Here is a 15160-nt window from a genome sequence, read left to right as displayed (position 1 = left end):
CTTGACGATAAGAGCCCCACTGTTTATCGTCGTACTGACGACAACGGGCGGGTGTACGGACCCCGTCCGGCGACGAGGGGGTTGTACCGATGGCCGACATCACCCGGCGCCTGGGCTGGCGCCACCTGCGCGGGGCGCCGACCACGCATGTGCGGCACCACCGGTCGGGACGGCTTGTGCACGACGGGCCGGGGCTGAGCTTCTGGTACCGCGCGCTGAGCGCCGCCCTCTCCGAGGTCCCGGTCGACGACCGCGAGCTGGCGATGACCTTCCACGCCCGTACGTCCGACTTCCAGGACGTGGCCGTCCAGGCGACCGTCACCTACCGGATCAGCGACCCCGCGCTCGCAGCCGCCCGCCTCGACTTCTCCATCGATCCCGACACGGGCGTCTGGCGGGGCGCGCCCCTCGAACAGCTCGGGACGCTGCTCACGGAGACGGCCCAGCAGCACGCGCTGGACGTGCTGGCGCGTACGCCGCTGGCGTCGGCCCTGGTGGACGGGGTGGCCGCCGTGCGCGAGCGGGTCGCGGGCGCGCTCGCCGCGGAGCCGCGGCTGCCGGCGACCGGCATCGAGGTGGTCGCCGTGCGGGTCGTGGCCCTGCGCCCCGAACCCGAGGTGGAGCGGGCGCTGCGGACACCGGCGCGGGAGCAGATCCAGCAGGACGCGGACAAGGCGACGTACGAGCGGCGTGCCGTGGCCGTCGAGCGGGAGCGGGCGATCGCCGAGAACGAACTGGCCAGCCAGATCGAACTCGCCCGCCGCGAGGAGCAGTTGGTCGACCAGCGCGGGACGAACGCGCGGCGCGAGGCCGAGGAGCACGCCGCGGCGGACGCGGTACGGGCCACGGCGGAGGCGGCACGGACGGTGCGCCTGGCCGAGGCGGAGGCGGCACGGACCGTCCGGCTGGCCGGGGCGGAGGCGCAGGCCGCGCGGGAGGTCGGCGAGGCGCGGGCCGAGGCGCAGGCCGCGTGGCTGCGGGTGCACGGGGACGCGGACGTCGCGACGCTGCACGCCCTGACGGCCACCCGGCTGGCCGAGAACCTGCCCCGGATCGACAGCGTCACGGTGTCGCCGGACGTGCTGACGGGGCTGCTGGCCAGGCTGGGCGGCACACCGGGGGAACCGGCGTGAGCCTCGCACCCCGTGCCGTGCTCGTGCACCGCACCACGGAGTACGAGGAGTTGGTGGCCCGGCACGGTACGCACGGCCAGGCCGCCTTCTTCCTCGCGTCACGGGGCCGCGACATCGCGGAGGTCGCCGACCGGCACCGGCGTACTCGCGAGGCGCTCGCCGAGGTCGCCGCCGCTGTTCCGCTGACGTGGCGCCAGGCACGCCTGGAGAGGCAGGACTTGGACCGCTTCCTGTTCGGCCCCGAGGACGTCGTGGTCGTCGTCGGCCAGGACGGGCTGGTGGCCAACGTCGCCAAGTACCTGACGGGGCAGCCCGTGATCGGCATCGACACCGATCCGGGACGCAACCCGGCGGTGCTGGTGCGCCACCGGCCCCGGGACGCGGCCGCGTTGCTCGCCTCCGTGCCGGCCCGCGCCGGGCGGAGCGACGACCTCACGATGGTCGAGGCGGTGGCCGACGACACGCAGCGGCTGGTCGCGCTCAATGAGATCTACCTCGGAGCCGCGGGCCATCAGACGGCCCGCTACCGGCTGGGGCTCGACGGCGACAGGGGTGCCGTCGAGCCCCAGGCCTCCTCCGGGGTCCTGGTCGGCACGGGGACGGGGGCGACCGGGTGGCTGCGGTCCGTGTGGCAGGAGCGCGGCGCCGGTCTCCCGCTGCCGGGACCCACGGAGGAACGGTTGCTGTGGTTCGTCCGCGAGGCCTGGCCGTCCCCGGCCACCGGCACGTCGCTCGTCTCCGGCACCCTCATCGACGCGTCCCGCCTCCACGTCACCGTCGAGTCGGACCGCCTCATAGCCTTCGGCGACGGAATGGAGAACGACGCCCTGCAACTGACGTGGGGCCAGACGGTCCGGGTGGGCGTGGCGGATACCCGGCTACGCCTGGTGAGTTAGGGGAAGGGAAGCCCTCCAGCGCAGGGGCGGCAGGACCTTCCTCTCCGGTGGAGAGGGCGGGCGGAAAGAGACAGCCCTCAGGTGGGGAATCAGCCCCTCCGGCGTTTGAGGAGCGGGGTCTGGGGCGGAGCCCCATGGCGGGAGGGGAGCGCCGCCCACCCCGAAAAGCCGCAGCCGCAGGGCCCAGCGAAGAAACGCCGCCCCTCCAGCACAGGGACAGCGAGACTTCCCTCCAGTGGGGTGGCGAAAGGGAACGGCTCCCTCCAGCTCAGGGGACAGAAGAAATCAGCCCCTCCGGCGTTTGAGGAGCGGGGTCTGGGGCGGAGCCCCATGGCGGGGCCGGGACCGGGGGTCAGATCCTGAGCGGGGGTCGAAGCCGGGCGACGTGAGCGGGGCCGGGGCCGGCAAGCGACCCGGGTCCCGTGGGCCCGTTGACACCGGCGGTGACGGAACACCGGCCCGGGACAGGGCAACACCCCCGCCCCGGGCCCCCGGATCACGTTCCCGTCAGAGACGGGGATCCACCGGTTCCGACTCCAACGCCAGCACCGCGAACACGGCCTCGTGCACCCGCCACAACGGCTCGCCCTCGGCCAGCCGGTCCAGCGCCTCAAGACCCAGCGCGTACTCCCGGATCGCCAGCGACCGCTTGTGGTTCAGGAACCGCCCGCGCAGCCGCGCGAGGTTCTCGGGCCGCGTGTACTCGGCGCCGTAGATGATCCGCAGGTACTCGCGTCCCCGGCACTTGATGCCGGGCTGCACCAGCCGCCCCTGCGGGGACCGCACCACGGCCTGGAGGGGTTTGACGACCATGCCCTCGCCGCCGCGCCCGGTCATCTCCAGCCACCAGTCGACGCCGGCCCGCACGGACTCCGCGTCGCCCGTGTCCACGTACAGCCGGCGGGTGGTCTGGAGCAGGCCGCTCCCGTCGTGCTCCACGAGGCGGTCGATGAGCGCGAGCTGCTCGTCGTGCGGCAGGGCGGCGAGGCTGCGGCCCTGGACGGCGAGGATCTGGAAGGGGGCGAGACGCACGCCCTCCAGACCGTCCGTGGTCCAGCAGTACCGCCGGTAGGCGTCCGTGAACGCCGCCGCGTCGGCCGCCCGTTCACGCTGCCCGGTGAGCAGGTCGTGGACGTCGACACCACGCGCCGCCGCCCCTTCGAGCGCGGCGAGCGCCCCCGGGAACGCCGCCCCGGACGCGGCTCCGACGGCCGCGTACTGCGTGCGCAGCAGCCCGGACGCCTTCAGCGACCACGGCATCAACTCGGCGTCCAGCAGCAGCCAGTCGGTCTCCAGGTCCTTCCACAGTCCGGCCTCGTCGGCGGCGGTCCGCAGCCGGCCGAGGATCTCCTCGGTCACCGCGGCGTCGTCGAAGAAGGGCCGCCCGGTGCGCGTGTAGAGGGCGCCCGTGGGACCCTCGCCGCCGTCCGGGCGCGGGGCCCCGCCCACACCGAACCGCTCGCGGGCGGTCGCCGCGTCCCGGCAGACCAGCGCGACCGCCCGGGAGCCCATGTGCTTCTCCTCGCACACGACCCGCGCGACCCCGTCCTCGTGGTACTGCGCGAACGCCTCGGCGGGGTGCTCCAGGTAGCCGTCGACGCGCGAGGTCGCGGTCGGCGCCATGGTGGGCGGCAGGTACGGGAGCAGCCGCGGGTCGACGGCGAAGCGGCTCATCACCTCGAGGGCCGCGGCGGCGTTCTCCTCGCGCACGGACACCCGTCCGGCGTGCCGGGTCTCCACGACCCGCCGTCCGTGCACGTCCGCGAGGTCGAGCGGCCGGCCCTCGTGCCCGCCGGGCGCCTCGGAGGCAAGCGGCTTCGTGGGCTCGTACCAGACCCGCTCGGCGGGTACGTCGACCAGTTCGCGCTCCGGCCAGCGCAGCGCGGTGAGCCTGCCGCCGAACACGGCTCCGGTGTCGAGGCAGATGGTGTTGTTGAGCCAGGTGGCCGAGGGGACGGGGGTGTGGCCGTACACCACTGCCGCGCTGCCGCGGTAGTCCTCCGCCCACGGGTAGCGCACGGGCAGGCCGAACTCGTCGGTCTCGCCCGTCGTCTCGCCGTACAGGGCGTGCGACCGCACGCGTCCCGACGTACGCCCGTGGTACTTCTCGGGCAGCCCGGCGTGGCAGACGACGAGGCGGCCACCGTCGAGGACGTAGTGGCTGACGAGTCCGTCGATGAACTCCCGCACCTGCCGCTTGAACTCCTCGCTCTCCCCCTCCATCTGCTCGATGGTCTCGGCGAGGCCGTGCGTGTGCTGGACCTTGCGGCCCTTGAGGTGGCGTCCGTACTTGTTCTCGTGGTTGCCCGGCACGCACAGCGCGTCGCCGGACGCGACCATGGACATCACGCGCCGCAGCACGCCCGGGGAGTCGGGGCCGCGGTCGACGAGGTCGCCGACGAAGACGGCCGTACGGCCTTCCGGGTGCGAGCCGTCGACGTAACCGAGCTTGGTGAGCAGCGTATCCAGTTCGGACGCGCAGCCGTGGATGTCGCCGATGATGTCGAACGGCCCGGTGAGATGGGTCAGGTCGTTGTACCGCTTCTCGGTGCGGACCTCGGCGTTCTCGATCTCCTCGACGCCGCGCAGGACGTGCACCTTGCGGAACCCCTCGCGCTCCAAGTGGCGCAGGGAGCGGCGGAGTTCACGGGTGTGCCGCTGGATGACGCGGCGCGGCATGCCGGCCCGGTCGCTGCGGGCCGCGTTGCGTTCGGCGCAGACGTCCTCGGGCACGTCGAGGACGATGGCGATGGGCAGCACGTCGTGCTCCTTCGCCAGGTCGATCAGCTGCCGGCGGCTCTCCTGCTGCACGCTGGTCGCGTCGACGACGGTGCGCCGGCCGCTCGCGAGGCGCTTGCCCGCGATGTAGTGGAGCACGTCGAAGGCGTCGCGGCTGGCGCTCTGGTCGTTCTCGTCGTCGGCGACGAGGCCGCGGCAGAAGTCGCTGGATATCACCTCGGTGGGCTTGAAGTGCCTGCGCGCGAAGGTGGACTTGCCGGAGCCGGACGCGCCGATCAGCACCACGAGGGAGAGGTCGGTGACGGGCAGGGTGCGTCCCGTGCTGGTCTCGTTCGTCATGCGGCCTTCTCCTCCTTCGGGACCGGGGTCTTCGCCGGCTTGTCGTGCGGGGTCCCGCTCAGGGTGAACACGGCCATCTGGGTCGGGGGGCCGACCTCCGGGTCGTCGGGGCCGACGGGCGCGAACTCCACTTCGTAGGCGTGCCGTTCGGCCACCGCCCGGGCCCAGGCGCGGAACTCCTCGCGGGTCCACTCGAAGCGGTGGTCGCCGTGCCGGGAGTGACCGGCCGGGAGGGTCTCCCAGCGGACGTTGTACTCGACGTTCGGCGTCGTCACCAGGACGGTCCGCGGGCGCGCGGAGCCGAAGACGGCGTACTCCAGGGCGGGCAGCCGGGGCAGGTCGAGGTGCTCGATCACCTCGCTCAGCACCGCGGCGTCGTAGCCCTTGAGCCGCTTGTCGGTGTACGCGAGCGAGCCCTGTACGAGCTTGACGCGTGCGGCCTGCCGCTCCCCGAGGCGGTCCAGCTTGAGGCGGCGCGCGGCGACGGTGAGCGCACGCATCGACACATCGACGCCGACGATCTCGGTGTACCGGGGGTCTTTGAGCAGGGCCTGCACCAACTGCCCCTGCCCGCAGCCGAGATCGAGGACGCGCCCGGCACCGGAGTCCCGCAGCGCGGCGAGGATGGCGTCGCGCCGCCGCACGGCGAGCGGCACGGCCTCGTCACCAGCGGGCGTCACGGCCTCGTCCCCGGCGGACGTCACGGCCTCGCCGGCGTCGCCGGTCACGGCCTCGGCGGCAGCCGTCCCGCCGTCGGTGCCCGGCTCCCCGGTCTCGGGGTCGCCCTGGTCCTCCACCGCGTTGTCGATCTCCTCGACGGCGCTGTCGTCGGCCTCGGCGAGCCGCACGAGCTCCAGCCGCTCCCGGGCCTCGCGGGTCAGGGACCAGCGGCGGGAGAGGTACCGGCTGGTGATCAGGTGCTGTTCGGGGTGGTCGGGGAGCCAGCCGTCGCCGGCCCGCAGCAGCTTGTCGACCTCGTCGGGGGCCACCCAGTAGTGCTTGGCGTCGTCGAGCACCGGGAGCAGGACGTAGAGGTGGCGCAGCGCCTCGGCGAGCGTCGGCCCCTCCTCGGATTCCAGCACGAGGCGTACGTAGCGGGAGTCGCCCCACTCGGGGAACTCGGTGTCCAGCGGCACGGCGTCCACGGTCACCGTCCAGCCGAGCGGCTCGAACAGCTGGCGCACGAGGTCGGCGCCGCCGCGGGCGGGCAGCGCGGGCACCTCGATCCGCAGGGGCAACGGCCGCTCCGGCAGGTCCGGCCTGGCGTTGCACTGGCCCTTCATCGCGCTGCTGAAGACGGTGCTGAGGGCGACGGCGAGCAGCGAGGAGGCCGCGTACGGGCGGTCGTTGACGTACTGCGCGAGCGCCGCGTCAGGTGCGCCGCCGCGTCCCTTGCCCTTGCCCCGGCGGACCAGCGCCACCGTGTCCACCTCCAGCAGCAGCGCGGCCGTGCACCGCTGGACGGACGCCTCGGGGTAGAGGACGTGCGCCCTGCCGTAGGAGGTGGAGAACGCCTGCGCCTTGTCGGGATGCTTGTGCAGCAGGTAGCCGAGGTCGGTCGCGGGGCGCTCTGGGGTGCCGGTGGTACTGATCGTCAGGAACACGGTAAGCAGGCCTCGATAGGTTTTCTGTACCGCGGTCCGCCCGTACGGACCGCGGCCGCGCACTCGGTGTGCGCACGCGCGGGCCCCGTCGAACCGCAGCGAGGGAAGAGCGCGCCGTCGGTCACGGCCCGGCGCGCCCGCTCAACTTACAGGGACCCCCCGCGGTACCCTCGGGGATTTTTCGTCACGCCTGTGCCGTCGTGTCGCGGAGGTGTCGTCAGCGGGTCACCGAGGGGCCGGCGCACGTTGGGCCTCGGGGGCGCTGCCCTGTGCCCAGTCAGCGCCCCCGAGGCAACGACAGCCCTACGACAGCTGCGACTGCACCTGCGCCGAGATGAGTTCGAGGTGGTCCAGGTCGTCGAGGTCGAGGATCTGGAGGTAGACACGCCGGGCACCGATCTCCGCGTACCGCCCGATCTTGTCGACCACCTCGTCGGGGGAACCCGCGAGACCGTTGGCCTTGAGCTCGTCGACGTCACGGCCGATCGCGGCGGCACGACGGGCCACCTCCTGGTCGTCCTTGCCTACGCAGGCCACCAGCGCGTTGGAGTACACCAGGTCGTCGGCCTTGCGGCCGGCCCGCTCCGCGGCGGCCCGCACCCGGCCGAACTGCCGCTCACTGTCCTCGACGGAGGCGAACGGGATGTTGAACTCGTCGGCGTACTGCGCGGCGAGCCGCGGAGTGCGGGTCGCGCCGTGACCGCCGATCAGGACGGGAATCTTCGCCTGCGCCGGCTTGGGGAGCGCGGGCGAGTCCGTGAGGTCGTAGTACGTGCCGTGGTGGTCGAAGGTCTCGCCGACCTCGGTCGCCCACAGACCGGTGACGATCGCGAGCTGCTCCTCCAGGCGTGCGAACTTCTCCTTCGGGAACGGGATGCCGTACGCCTTGTGCTCCTCCTCGAACCAGCCCGCGCCCAGGCCCAGTTCGACGCGGCCGCCCGACATCTGGTCCACCTGCGCGACCTGGATGGCGAGCACACCCGGCAGCCGGAAGGTACCCGCCGTCATCAGCGTGCCGAGCCGGATGCGCCGGGTCTCACGGGCGAGTCCGGCCAGGGTGATCCAGGCGTCGGTGGGCCCCGGGAGGCCGTCCGCCGCGCCCATGCGGAGGTAGTGGTCGGAGCGGAAAAAGGCATCGAAGCCGAGGTCTTCGGTGGCCTTGGCGACAGTGAGAAGGGTGTCGTAGGTGGCGCCCTGCTGGGGCTCGGTGAAGATGCGAAGATCCATACCTCCATCCTGCACGCTCGGATGCGCGTCAACGCCACCGGTCCCGCCGGTCACCCCCTTCCACGGTCGGGTGAAAACCCGTCAGCTCCGGGCACGGCGCCGATCCGCGCCAGTGACCCCGTCCACCGGTGATCGTTGCCTCGGACGGAGCCGGACCGCCCGGCGCCCGTTGCCGGCGGCCGCCGGTGCGTCACCCGCGCCGGCCCCGTCTTCAGGGGCCAAGGGCCGAGGAGGCCGTCATGTCCCAGGAAGCCGTGCCGGAGCAGGCGGTGCCCGATCCGTCGAAGGGGCTCCTGCAGCAGATGGAGGAACTGATGGCGGCACTCAACGCGGACCTGTCGCGGCTCGACGCCCACCTCCAGTCCACGGGTACGCGGCCGGAGAGCCCGGACTCGTCCGGGGCTTGAGGTCACTCCGGGGGTGCTGTGGGAGCGGGGCGCGCCTCACCCCGCCGCACGGTCCCGCTCCACCACCTCCTCCTCCCGGACCGCGAGGCGCCGCAGCATCTCCAGCACCCTGTCGCGGGACTCGTCGGCCGCGTCGATCGCCTCCATGCACTGCCAGTAGGTCCCCTCGTCGTCGGCCGCGCAGGCGATGCCGACGAGCGCGATGCCGACCTCGCCGAGCAGGCCCCCGAGGTCGAGGAGGGTCTGCCGGGCGTCACCCAGGTCCGTGAGCTGGGCGGCCCGCAGGTCGCCCACTCCGAGCGACGGCGCGTCCAGTACGCCGCAGCCTCTTCCCGCCAACTCCGTGAGCCCCAGCGCCTCGCCGCGTAATTCGGGAGGCCCGGAGACGGCCAGACGACTGCCGATCGCCTGTGCCAGGGCCTGCGCCTGCCACACCTCCCTCATGATCTCCGGCATTTCGCTGCTTCCCGCCAGGGCACGCCTGCTCGTCACGATGAGCCGCACCGCGTCCATGCGCTGCCCCCGTCTGTCCGACGCGCTTTCACACGTCCGCCCGAACTCCGCTGTCCACTACCCAGAGTGAGGGCGCGGGGGACGAAAAGCCAGAGGAAGCCCGAAATCTGTGGACAGAGAATCGACTGTGGACAACTCAACCACTACTGAGAGTGACAGAAGGAGGGCGTGCGGGGCGGGGCGGGCGTCGGTCAGGGGCTGTCCGGAGCCGGGAATCGGCGTTCGTTGCGGTCGATCTTGGCGTCCAGCGCGGCGAGCGGATCCACGTCGAGCACCGCGCACAGCTGGAGGAGATACGCGAGCACGTCCGCGACTTCGTCGGTCACCCGGTGCGCGGTGTCCGGGTCGTCCATCACGCGGGCCGACTCCTCCGGCGTCAACCACTGGAAGATCTCCAGCAGTTCGGACGCCTCCACGCTGAGCGCGGCGGCCAGGTTCTTGGGGGTGTGGTAGGGCTGCCAGTTGCGTACGGCCGCGAACTCGCCCAGTCGGCGCTGCAACCGCGCCACGTCCAGTTCCGTCACACCCCCAGGTCTACCACCGTCACTCCCTCCACCTCCGCCGCCCACGACGCGTCGCTCACGGCCCCGACCAGCCGGATGTGCCCCCGCTCGCACATCCGCGCCGCGAGCCGCAGCAGCTCCCCCGCCTGCCGGGCGTCCATGCAGCGGTCGAAGCCGTCGGCCAGTACGGTCAGCGTCTGGAGCGCCGCGGGGACCTCACCGGCGGGGTCCACCTCCAGCACTCCGGGCCCGGTGAGCAGTACCAGGGCCAGCGCGAGATACCTCAACTCACCGTCCCCCAGCAGCCCCACGTCCGTACGACGGCCGTCGCCCCGGTCGAGCAACCCGCGGACGGTGCCGTCACGCAGGGGTTCGGCGAGCAGGTCGGCGATGGGGCCCGCGCAGCCTGCGCGGACCGCCTGGACGAGCAGCCCGTGCCGGCGGGAGCACTCGGTCCGGGTGCGCCAGAGCACGTCGGCGAGGTTGTCGCAGCCGGGCAGCAGGCGCCCGCCGCCGACCGGCACGGGTGCGCGCATGTACGGCGGGCGCGGGTCACAGGGGAAGACGGAGCGCAGCGCGATCACCATCTGCTCGGCGGCGGCGAGCACTTGGCGCTGCCCGTCGGTCTTGCCCGCGACGCGCAGGGGCAGCAGGGCGGTGCCGAGGCGGTCGTCGGGGAGTGGGCCCCGGGTCACGGGGGACGAGCCCGCCGTGTGCCAGGCGGCCTGGACGACCGGGCGGCTGGGGTCCCGCAGCGCCGTCTCCAGCAGGACGAGTCCGCCCGCGGTCAACCGTTCGCCCACGATGCGCAGTTCGGGTTCGGCCTGTACGGCGAGGTCGAGCCGGACCGGCCCTTCGGGGCCGTCGGCCGTACAGCCGATACGGAAGCCGCGCCGACGTTGGGCGTCCGGGCGGGCCCCCTCGGGTACACAGGCGGCCGAGTCGGGGAACACCTCGCACAGCTCGGCCCCGCCACCGAGCCGCGCCAGCGCCTCGTACGCCCGTAACGCACTGGACTTGCCGCTGCCGCTGGGGCCCGCGAAGAGGGTCAGCCGTCCCAGCGTGAAGTCGGCGGCGCGGTGCCCGGCGAAGGCGGAGAGCCGCAGGTGGGTGACGCTCGGCCGTTCCGGCCGGGCCGGCTGAGGACTCGGCGCGGCGGAACCCGCCTCGGCGGCACCTGCCGGTACGGCCTGGCGCGGCTCACACTGCTCGTGGGACTCGCGCGGTTCACGCGCGTCACGCGGCTGATCCAACTGACGCAGCTCGCGCGACCGATCCGACTCACGTTCGTCGAGACCCGCGGACCCAACCCCCAGCGGCCCCGTCCGGCCGGCCACCCCGTTTCCCCGTACGGGCATCCCCGCACCCGCCGGTCGCGCCCCTGCCCCCGCCGCTCGCGGTTCGGGGACCCGCTCCTGCGCGGCCGGCTCGACCGGCACCTCCCGCCCGGTCGGCTTCGGGGCGCCGAACCGGCCCGGACGCCCCGCGGCATCCACGCGGTACCCGACGGGAGAAAGGGACTCACCGGGTCCATCGGGCTCAACGCACTGAACCGGCCGAACCGGTCGGCCAGATGAAGTGGACGGAACGGATGGAACAACCCGAAGGGACTGAACCGAACGAACGGGCTGAACAGGCTGAAGGGGAGGCAAAGGCGGCACGGTCATATCCGGACGGTAGGACTCCGCCGGGAGGCGAACCGTTCCACCCGGGCGACCTTCCTTCGTTCGAGGGATCACGCCCGTTGATCACGCGGCCCCGGCTACCGTCCGGCCGCCCCTCGGCAGGTCACCCGCGAGTGCCCGACCGCGCCGGGAACGTCCACGTCACAGCCCCGGAACCCCGACCCCCTCCATCAACCCCTGCACCTCGGTGCCCGGCGGTGTCAGCAGGAACACGTTGCGGTCGACCCGGTGCATCCCGCTCGCCAGGCCGAAGACGACGCCCGTGCTGAAGTCCAGCACCCGCTTGGCGACATCGGTCTCGGCGCCCGTCAGGTCGAGCAGGACGGGGATGCCCGCCATGAGTGTCTCTGCGACCTCGCGGGCGTCCGCGAACACATTGACCCGCAGCACGACGAAGCGCCGCCTGGTCTCGGTCGCGGCCTCGGGTATCGCCCGGTGGCCGACGGCGGAAGGCCAGGCGTCCCGGCCGCGCAACGGAACGACCTGGGCGAGCCCTTCCCACTGTTCATCGGTGACGTCGTGGCTGTTCACTGGCCATCCCCGCCCTGGCTCGCCATGGTTGTCTGCACCGGGCAATTCTTACGCATGGTCACCCGTTCGGCCGAACAGCGACACGGTACGCGACGGTTCTCCTTGCCGGAGAAGGGCTCTGAACGGCCGGGAGACAGCGGACCGGGCCGCCGAACTGCCGTAACTGCCGGTAACCACCGGGCGGTCGGACCTACGGGCGGTCGGGCTACCGAGCCGTCGAGCCGTCGGTCTCTCGGACTGTCGAGCCGTCGGGCTCGGACTGTCGGGGCTGTCGTGCCGGATTCAGGCGAGGCCCGTGCCGCAGTGTTCCAGCAGCGCGGCGGTCGGGGCGTCGACGAGCCGGTAGCGCACGACGCGGCCCTGCCTCTCGCCGACGACGACCTCCGCCGTACGCAGCAGCCGCAACGCCTGCGACACGGCCGGGTCGTTCATGCCCGTGGCGACGGCGAGGTCGGAGACGGCCAGGGGCCCGGCCCGGTGCAGCGCCAGCAGGAGAGCGAGCCGGCCGGGGTCGGCGAGCAGCGAGAAGCGGTCGGCCCACGCGCGTACCGCCGTGGGTTCGCCGATGGCGGCCACGGCGTCGCAGACCCGGTGGCCGTCGATGGTGCGCCGGCCGGCACGGTCGGCGGGGACGAGATGCATGGCGGCATTCTTCCAGGAGGCGCCGTGTGATCTTGGATACCTGCGCAACTGTGCAGGCTTGCAGCCGTTCACGGGCGGCACCTAAGGTTGGCGCGTCGTGGTGTTCGGGAAGACCGGTGACAGCCTTTCAGGGGCTCAGTCCGGAGCGGCCCTCGCCACTGTGATCGGGGAGTTCTCGTCCCGTGCCGCCCCAGGGCGGCGCCACTGGCCGGACGGCCGGGAAGGCAGGGGCGGGCGCGTCGACCCTCCACCACGCTCGGCTTCGGCTCGCGCGGGAGGTACCCGCAAGCCAGGAGACCGGCCACGGCATCTCACGAAGTGATCCACGAGGTGCTGGAGCGTGACCGCATGACCCTGCCCACCGGGCCCACGGGCCCCACCGTCTTCCAGTGGCGGCGCGAGGACACCGTCCGGACCGCCGGTCTGCTGGCGGTGATCGCCGCACTGCACGTCGTCGCGTTCGGTGTGCTGTTCCTGCTGGTCGTTCCGGCGCACTACGAGGTCGGCTCCAAGGCCTTCGGCATCGGGCTCGGCGTCACGGCGTACACCCTGGGCATGCGGCACGCCTTCGACGCCGACCACATAGCGGCCATCGACAACACCACGCGCAAGCTGATGGCGGACGGCAAGAGGCCGGTGTCCGTGGGGTTCTGGTTCGCGCTCGGTCACTCCAGCGTGGTGGTCGTCCTGGCCGCGCTGATCGCGGGCGGCACCCAGCTCGCCGGACGCATCATGAACGAGGGCTCGCGCACGCACCAGGTGCTGGGCGTCATGGGTACGACCGTCTCCGGCATGTTCCTGTACCTCATCGCGGCGCTCAACCTCGTTGCCCTGATGGGCATTCTGCGGGTCTTCCGGGCGATGCGGGAGGGGACGTACGACGAGCGGCAGCTCGAAGAGCACCTGGATTCACGGGGGTTCATGAACCGGATCCTCGGCCGTTTCACCAAGTCCATCAGCCGTCCCGGGCAGATGTTCCCGCTGGGCTTCCTGTTCGGCCTCGGCTTCGACACCGCGACCGAGGTGACGCTGATGGTGATGGCGGGCAGCGGGGCGGCGGCCGGGCTGCCCTGGTACGCGATCCTGTGCCTGCCGCTGCTGTTCGCGGCGGGCATGAGCCTCTTCGACACGCTGGACGGCACGTTCATGAACTTCGCCTACCAGTGGGCCTTCTCGAACCCCGTGCGCAAGGTGTTCTACAACCTCACCATCACGGGGCTGTCGATCGCGGTCGCGTTCCTGATCGGCACCATCGAGCTGGTCGGCGTCCTGCACGACAAGCTCGACCTGCGGGACGCGGTCACCGGCTGGATCGCGGACCTAGACCTCGACAACGTGGGCTTCATCATCGTCGGCCTCTTCGTGATCGTCTGGGCCGCCGCGCTCGCGTACTGGCGCCTTGCCAGGGTCGAGCAGCGCTGGGCGGTCCGCCCGGCCGACGGCGGCTGAGACGGGGCCGCGAGCCTCAGCGCCGGAGCGCCGGGGGGCCGGCGACAGTGGCGGGCGCCGGAGCGCAGGGGGCCGGGCGAGCGTGGCGGGCGCCGGAGCCCTATTGGCACGGGGCCGACTCCGCACCCGGAACACGCATGACACTCAGTCCCCTCCCCACCAGGCACTGAGTGTCACCTCGATACCGCCGATGCTAGTTTCGCCGCATGAGCGAGACATCCCCCGGGGGTCCGTCGGCCGGCGCGGGGGCGCCGAAGCCGCCGATGCGCGACGCCCTGGTCGCGGCCGCGTTCCGGCTGTTCCTGGAGCGGGGGTACGAGCAGACGACGGTCGACGACATCGTCGCGCTGGCCGGGGTGGGCCGACGGTCGTTCTTCCGGTACTTCCCGTCGAAGGAGGACGTGGTCTTCCCGGACCACGAACGCTGTCTCGCGGAGATGACCGAGTTCCTGGAGTCCGGCCCGCCGCAGGACGACCCCGTCGCGCGCGTCTGCGACGCGGCCCGGCTCGTCCTGCGGATGTACGCGGAGAACCCGACGTTCTCCGTGCAGCGTTACCGGCTGACCAAGCGGGTGCCCGGGCTGCGGGCGTACGAGCTCTCCGTGGTGTGGCGCTACGAGCGTGCCCTAGCCGACCACCTGCGGACCCGTCTCACCGACCGGCGTGACGGCACCCTGCACGCCGACGTGATCGCCGCCGCCGTGGTCGCGGCCCACAACAACGCCCTGCGTTCCTGGCTGCGCGCGGACGGCGAGGGGGACGCCGACGCCTTCGTGGACCGGGCCCTGGACTACGTGCGGCGGACGTTCGGCACGGAGGGCCCGGTGGCGCGTACGGAGGAGGGCGAGGACGTGGTGGTCCTGGTGGCCCGGCGCGGGGTCCCCATGTGGCGGGTCGTCAAGGAGATCGAGTCCGTCTGGACCGATTGAGGGTACGCAGTGCCTTTACGACTGGCACTGAGTGCCATACTCTGTGGCGCGTGCACGGCGATCCGAGCACATCAGATTCCGGCCGAGCGCAGGGAGATGACATCGTGTTCCACCCGGGAATCGGGATCGCGGCGGACGTGCTGGACGCCGACGTCCCTGAGAGCAACGCCACCGTCCCCGTCGAGAGCGGCGCCCCCGCCTGGGCCGGCAAGTCGAGCGAGGAACGCCTCGCCTTCCAGCGCTGTCGCTGGTGCGGGACCACCATGTTCCACCGGCTGCTGTGTCCGGTCTGCGCGTCGAGCGACCTGCGCACCGAACGCAGCCAGGGCACCGGCATCGTGCGCCGCACGACCGTGGTCCGCCGCAACACCCCGGCCGCGCGCAACGTCTCCCTGATCGAGATGGCGGAGGGTTTCACCGTCCGCGGCCGCGTGAAGGGGCCGTTCATCGCCATCCACCCGGGCGGCCGCGTCCGGCTCACCGTCGCCGAGGACCCGGTCCGCGGCGAGCCGGTCTTCGAACTCTGCGACGACCCGTACGGCCTGCGCCCCTGACGGCCCTCA

At 72.5% G+C, this 15160-nt stretch carries 14 protein-coding genes and 1 riboswitch; of the genes, 6 read left to right on the top strand and 8 right to left on the bottom strand.

Going from position 1 to position 15160, the window contains the following annotated elements:
* Positions 1-89 precede the first annotated feature (89 nt).
* Both ACZ4VA_RS08655 and ACZ4VA_RS08650 read left to right on the top strand, forming a co-directional pair.
* Positions 90-1133 (top strand): SPFH domain-containing protein, encoded by a 1044-nt coding sequence (locus ACZ4VA_RS08655; protein ID WP_356172977.1) that lies wholly within the window; start codon positions 90-92, stop codon positions 1131-1133.
* On the top strand, positions 1130-2029 hold the full coding sequence (locus tag ACZ4VA_RS08650) for a hypothetical protein (RefSeq protein ID WP_356172974.1): 900 nt from the start codon (positions 1130-1132) through the stop codon (positions 2027-2029). The genes ACZ4VA_RS08655 and ACZ4VA_RS08650 overlap by 4 nt, the downstream gene beginning before the upstream one ends.
* Before the next feature lie 507 nt (positions 2030-2536).
* On the opposite strand, the gene ACZ4VA_RS08645 is transcribed toward ACZ4VA_RS08650, so the two are convergent.
* The 3 genes from ACZ4VA_RS08645 to ACZ4VA_RS08635 form a co-directional block, all read right to left on the bottom strand.
* Positions 2537-5107, bottom strand: coding sequence for a polynucleotide kinase-phosphatase (locus ACZ4VA_RS08645; protein ID WP_468080476.1), 2571 nt, complete (start codon positions 5105-5107; stop codon positions 2537-2539).
* The gene (locus ACZ4VA_RS08640; protein WP_355784416.1) at positions 5104-6711 is read right to left on the bottom strand and encodes a 3' terminal RNA ribose 2'-O-methyltransferase Hen1; all 1608 of its coding nucleotides are present in this window, start codon (positions 6709-6711) and stop codon (positions 5104-5106) included. Before ACZ4VA_RS08640 ends, ACZ4VA_RS08645 begins: the two co-directional genes overlap by 4 nt.
* 303 nt (positions 6712-7014) lie before the next feature.
* The gene (locus ACZ4VA_RS08635) at positions 7015-7938 is read right to left on the bottom strand and encodes an LLM class F420-dependent oxidoreductase (protein WP_355784419.1); all 924 of its coding nucleotides are present in this window, start codon (positions 7936-7938) and stop codon (positions 7015-7017) included.
* A 239-nt stretch (positions 7939-8177) separates the two neighbouring features.
* On the opposite strand from ACZ4VA_RS08635, the gene ACZ4VA_RS08630 reads away from it, so the two are divergent.
* Complete coding sequence (locus ACZ4VA_RS08630) at positions 8178-8345, top strand: hypothetical protein (RefSeq protein ID WP_355784422.1); 168 nt, start codon at positions 8178-8180, stop codon at positions 8343-8345.
* Between the two features lie 36 nt (positions 8346-8381).
* On the opposite strand, the gene ACZ4VA_RS08625 is transcribed toward ACZ4VA_RS08630, so the two are convergent.
* The 5 genes from ACZ4VA_RS08625 to ACZ4VA_RS08605 form a co-directional block, all read right to left on the bottom strand.
* Positions 8382-8858: a DUF6099 family protein gene (locus ACZ4VA_RS08625; protein ID WP_355784424.1), complete on the bottom strand. Its 477-nt coding sequence runs from the start codon at positions 8856-8858 to the stop codon at positions 8382-8384.
* Between the two features lie 191 nt (positions 8859-9049).
* Positions 9050-9382, bottom strand: coding sequence for a nucleotide pyrophosphohydrolase (locus ACZ4VA_RS08620; RefSeq protein WP_355784427.1), 333 nt, complete (start codon positions 9380-9382; stop codon positions 9050-9052).
* On the bottom strand, positions 9379-10614 hold the full coding sequence (locus ACZ4VA_RS08615; RefSeq protein WP_356242002.1) for an AAA family ATPase: 1236 nt from the start codon (positions 10612-10614) through the stop codon (positions 9379-9381). The genes ACZ4VA_RS08620 and ACZ4VA_RS08615 overlap by 4 nt, the downstream gene beginning before the upstream one ends.
* Positions 10615-11187: 573 nt before the next feature.
* Positions 11188-11577, bottom strand: a complete 390-nt coding sequence (locus tag ACZ4VA_RS08610; protein ID WP_355784432.1) for a cell division protein SepF — start codon at positions 11575-11577, stop codon at positions 11188-11190.
* A gap of 282 nt (positions 11578-11859) precedes the next feature.
* On the bottom strand, positions 11860-12219 hold the full coding sequence (locus ACZ4VA_RS08605; protein WP_355784434.1) for an ArsR/SmtB family transcription factor: 360 nt from the start codon (positions 12217-12219) through the stop codon (positions 11860-11862).
* Positions 12220-12300: 81 nt separating this feature from the next.
* Positions 12301-12539: riboswitch (cobalamin riboswitch) on the top strand.
* A 28-nt stretch (positions 12540-12567) separates the two neighbouring features.
* On the opposite strand from ACZ4VA_RS08605, the gene nicT reads away from it, so the two are divergent.
* The 3 genes from nicT to ACZ4VA_RS08590 all read left to right on the top strand — a co-directional run bounded on the left by nicT (position 12568) and on the right by ACZ4VA_RS08590 (position 15151).
* A complete protein-coding gene (gene nicT / locus ACZ4VA_RS08600) occupies positions 12568-13668 on the top strand; it encodes a Nickel transporter NicT (protein ID WP_389390286.1) in 1101 nt (366 codons plus the stop codon).
* 263 nt (positions 13669-13931) lie between these two features.
* Entirely contained in the window at positions 13932-14597 is a 666-nt protein-coding gene (locus ACZ4VA_RS08595) for a TetR family transcriptional regulator (RefSeq protein ID WP_355793661.1), read from the top strand.
* Between the two features lie 104 nt (positions 14598-14701).
* Positions 14702-15151, top strand: a complete 450-nt coding sequence (locus tag ACZ4VA_RS08590; protein WP_355793659.1) for a Zn-ribbon domain-containing OB-fold protein — start codon at positions 14702-14704, stop codon at positions 15149-15151.
* Positions 15152-15160: the final 9 nt, after the last annotated feature.

The sequence above is a fragment of the Streptomyces sp. NPDC028308 genome (assembly GCF_055565855.1).
This window is presented reverse-complemented; position numbering and strand designations above follow the sequence as displayed.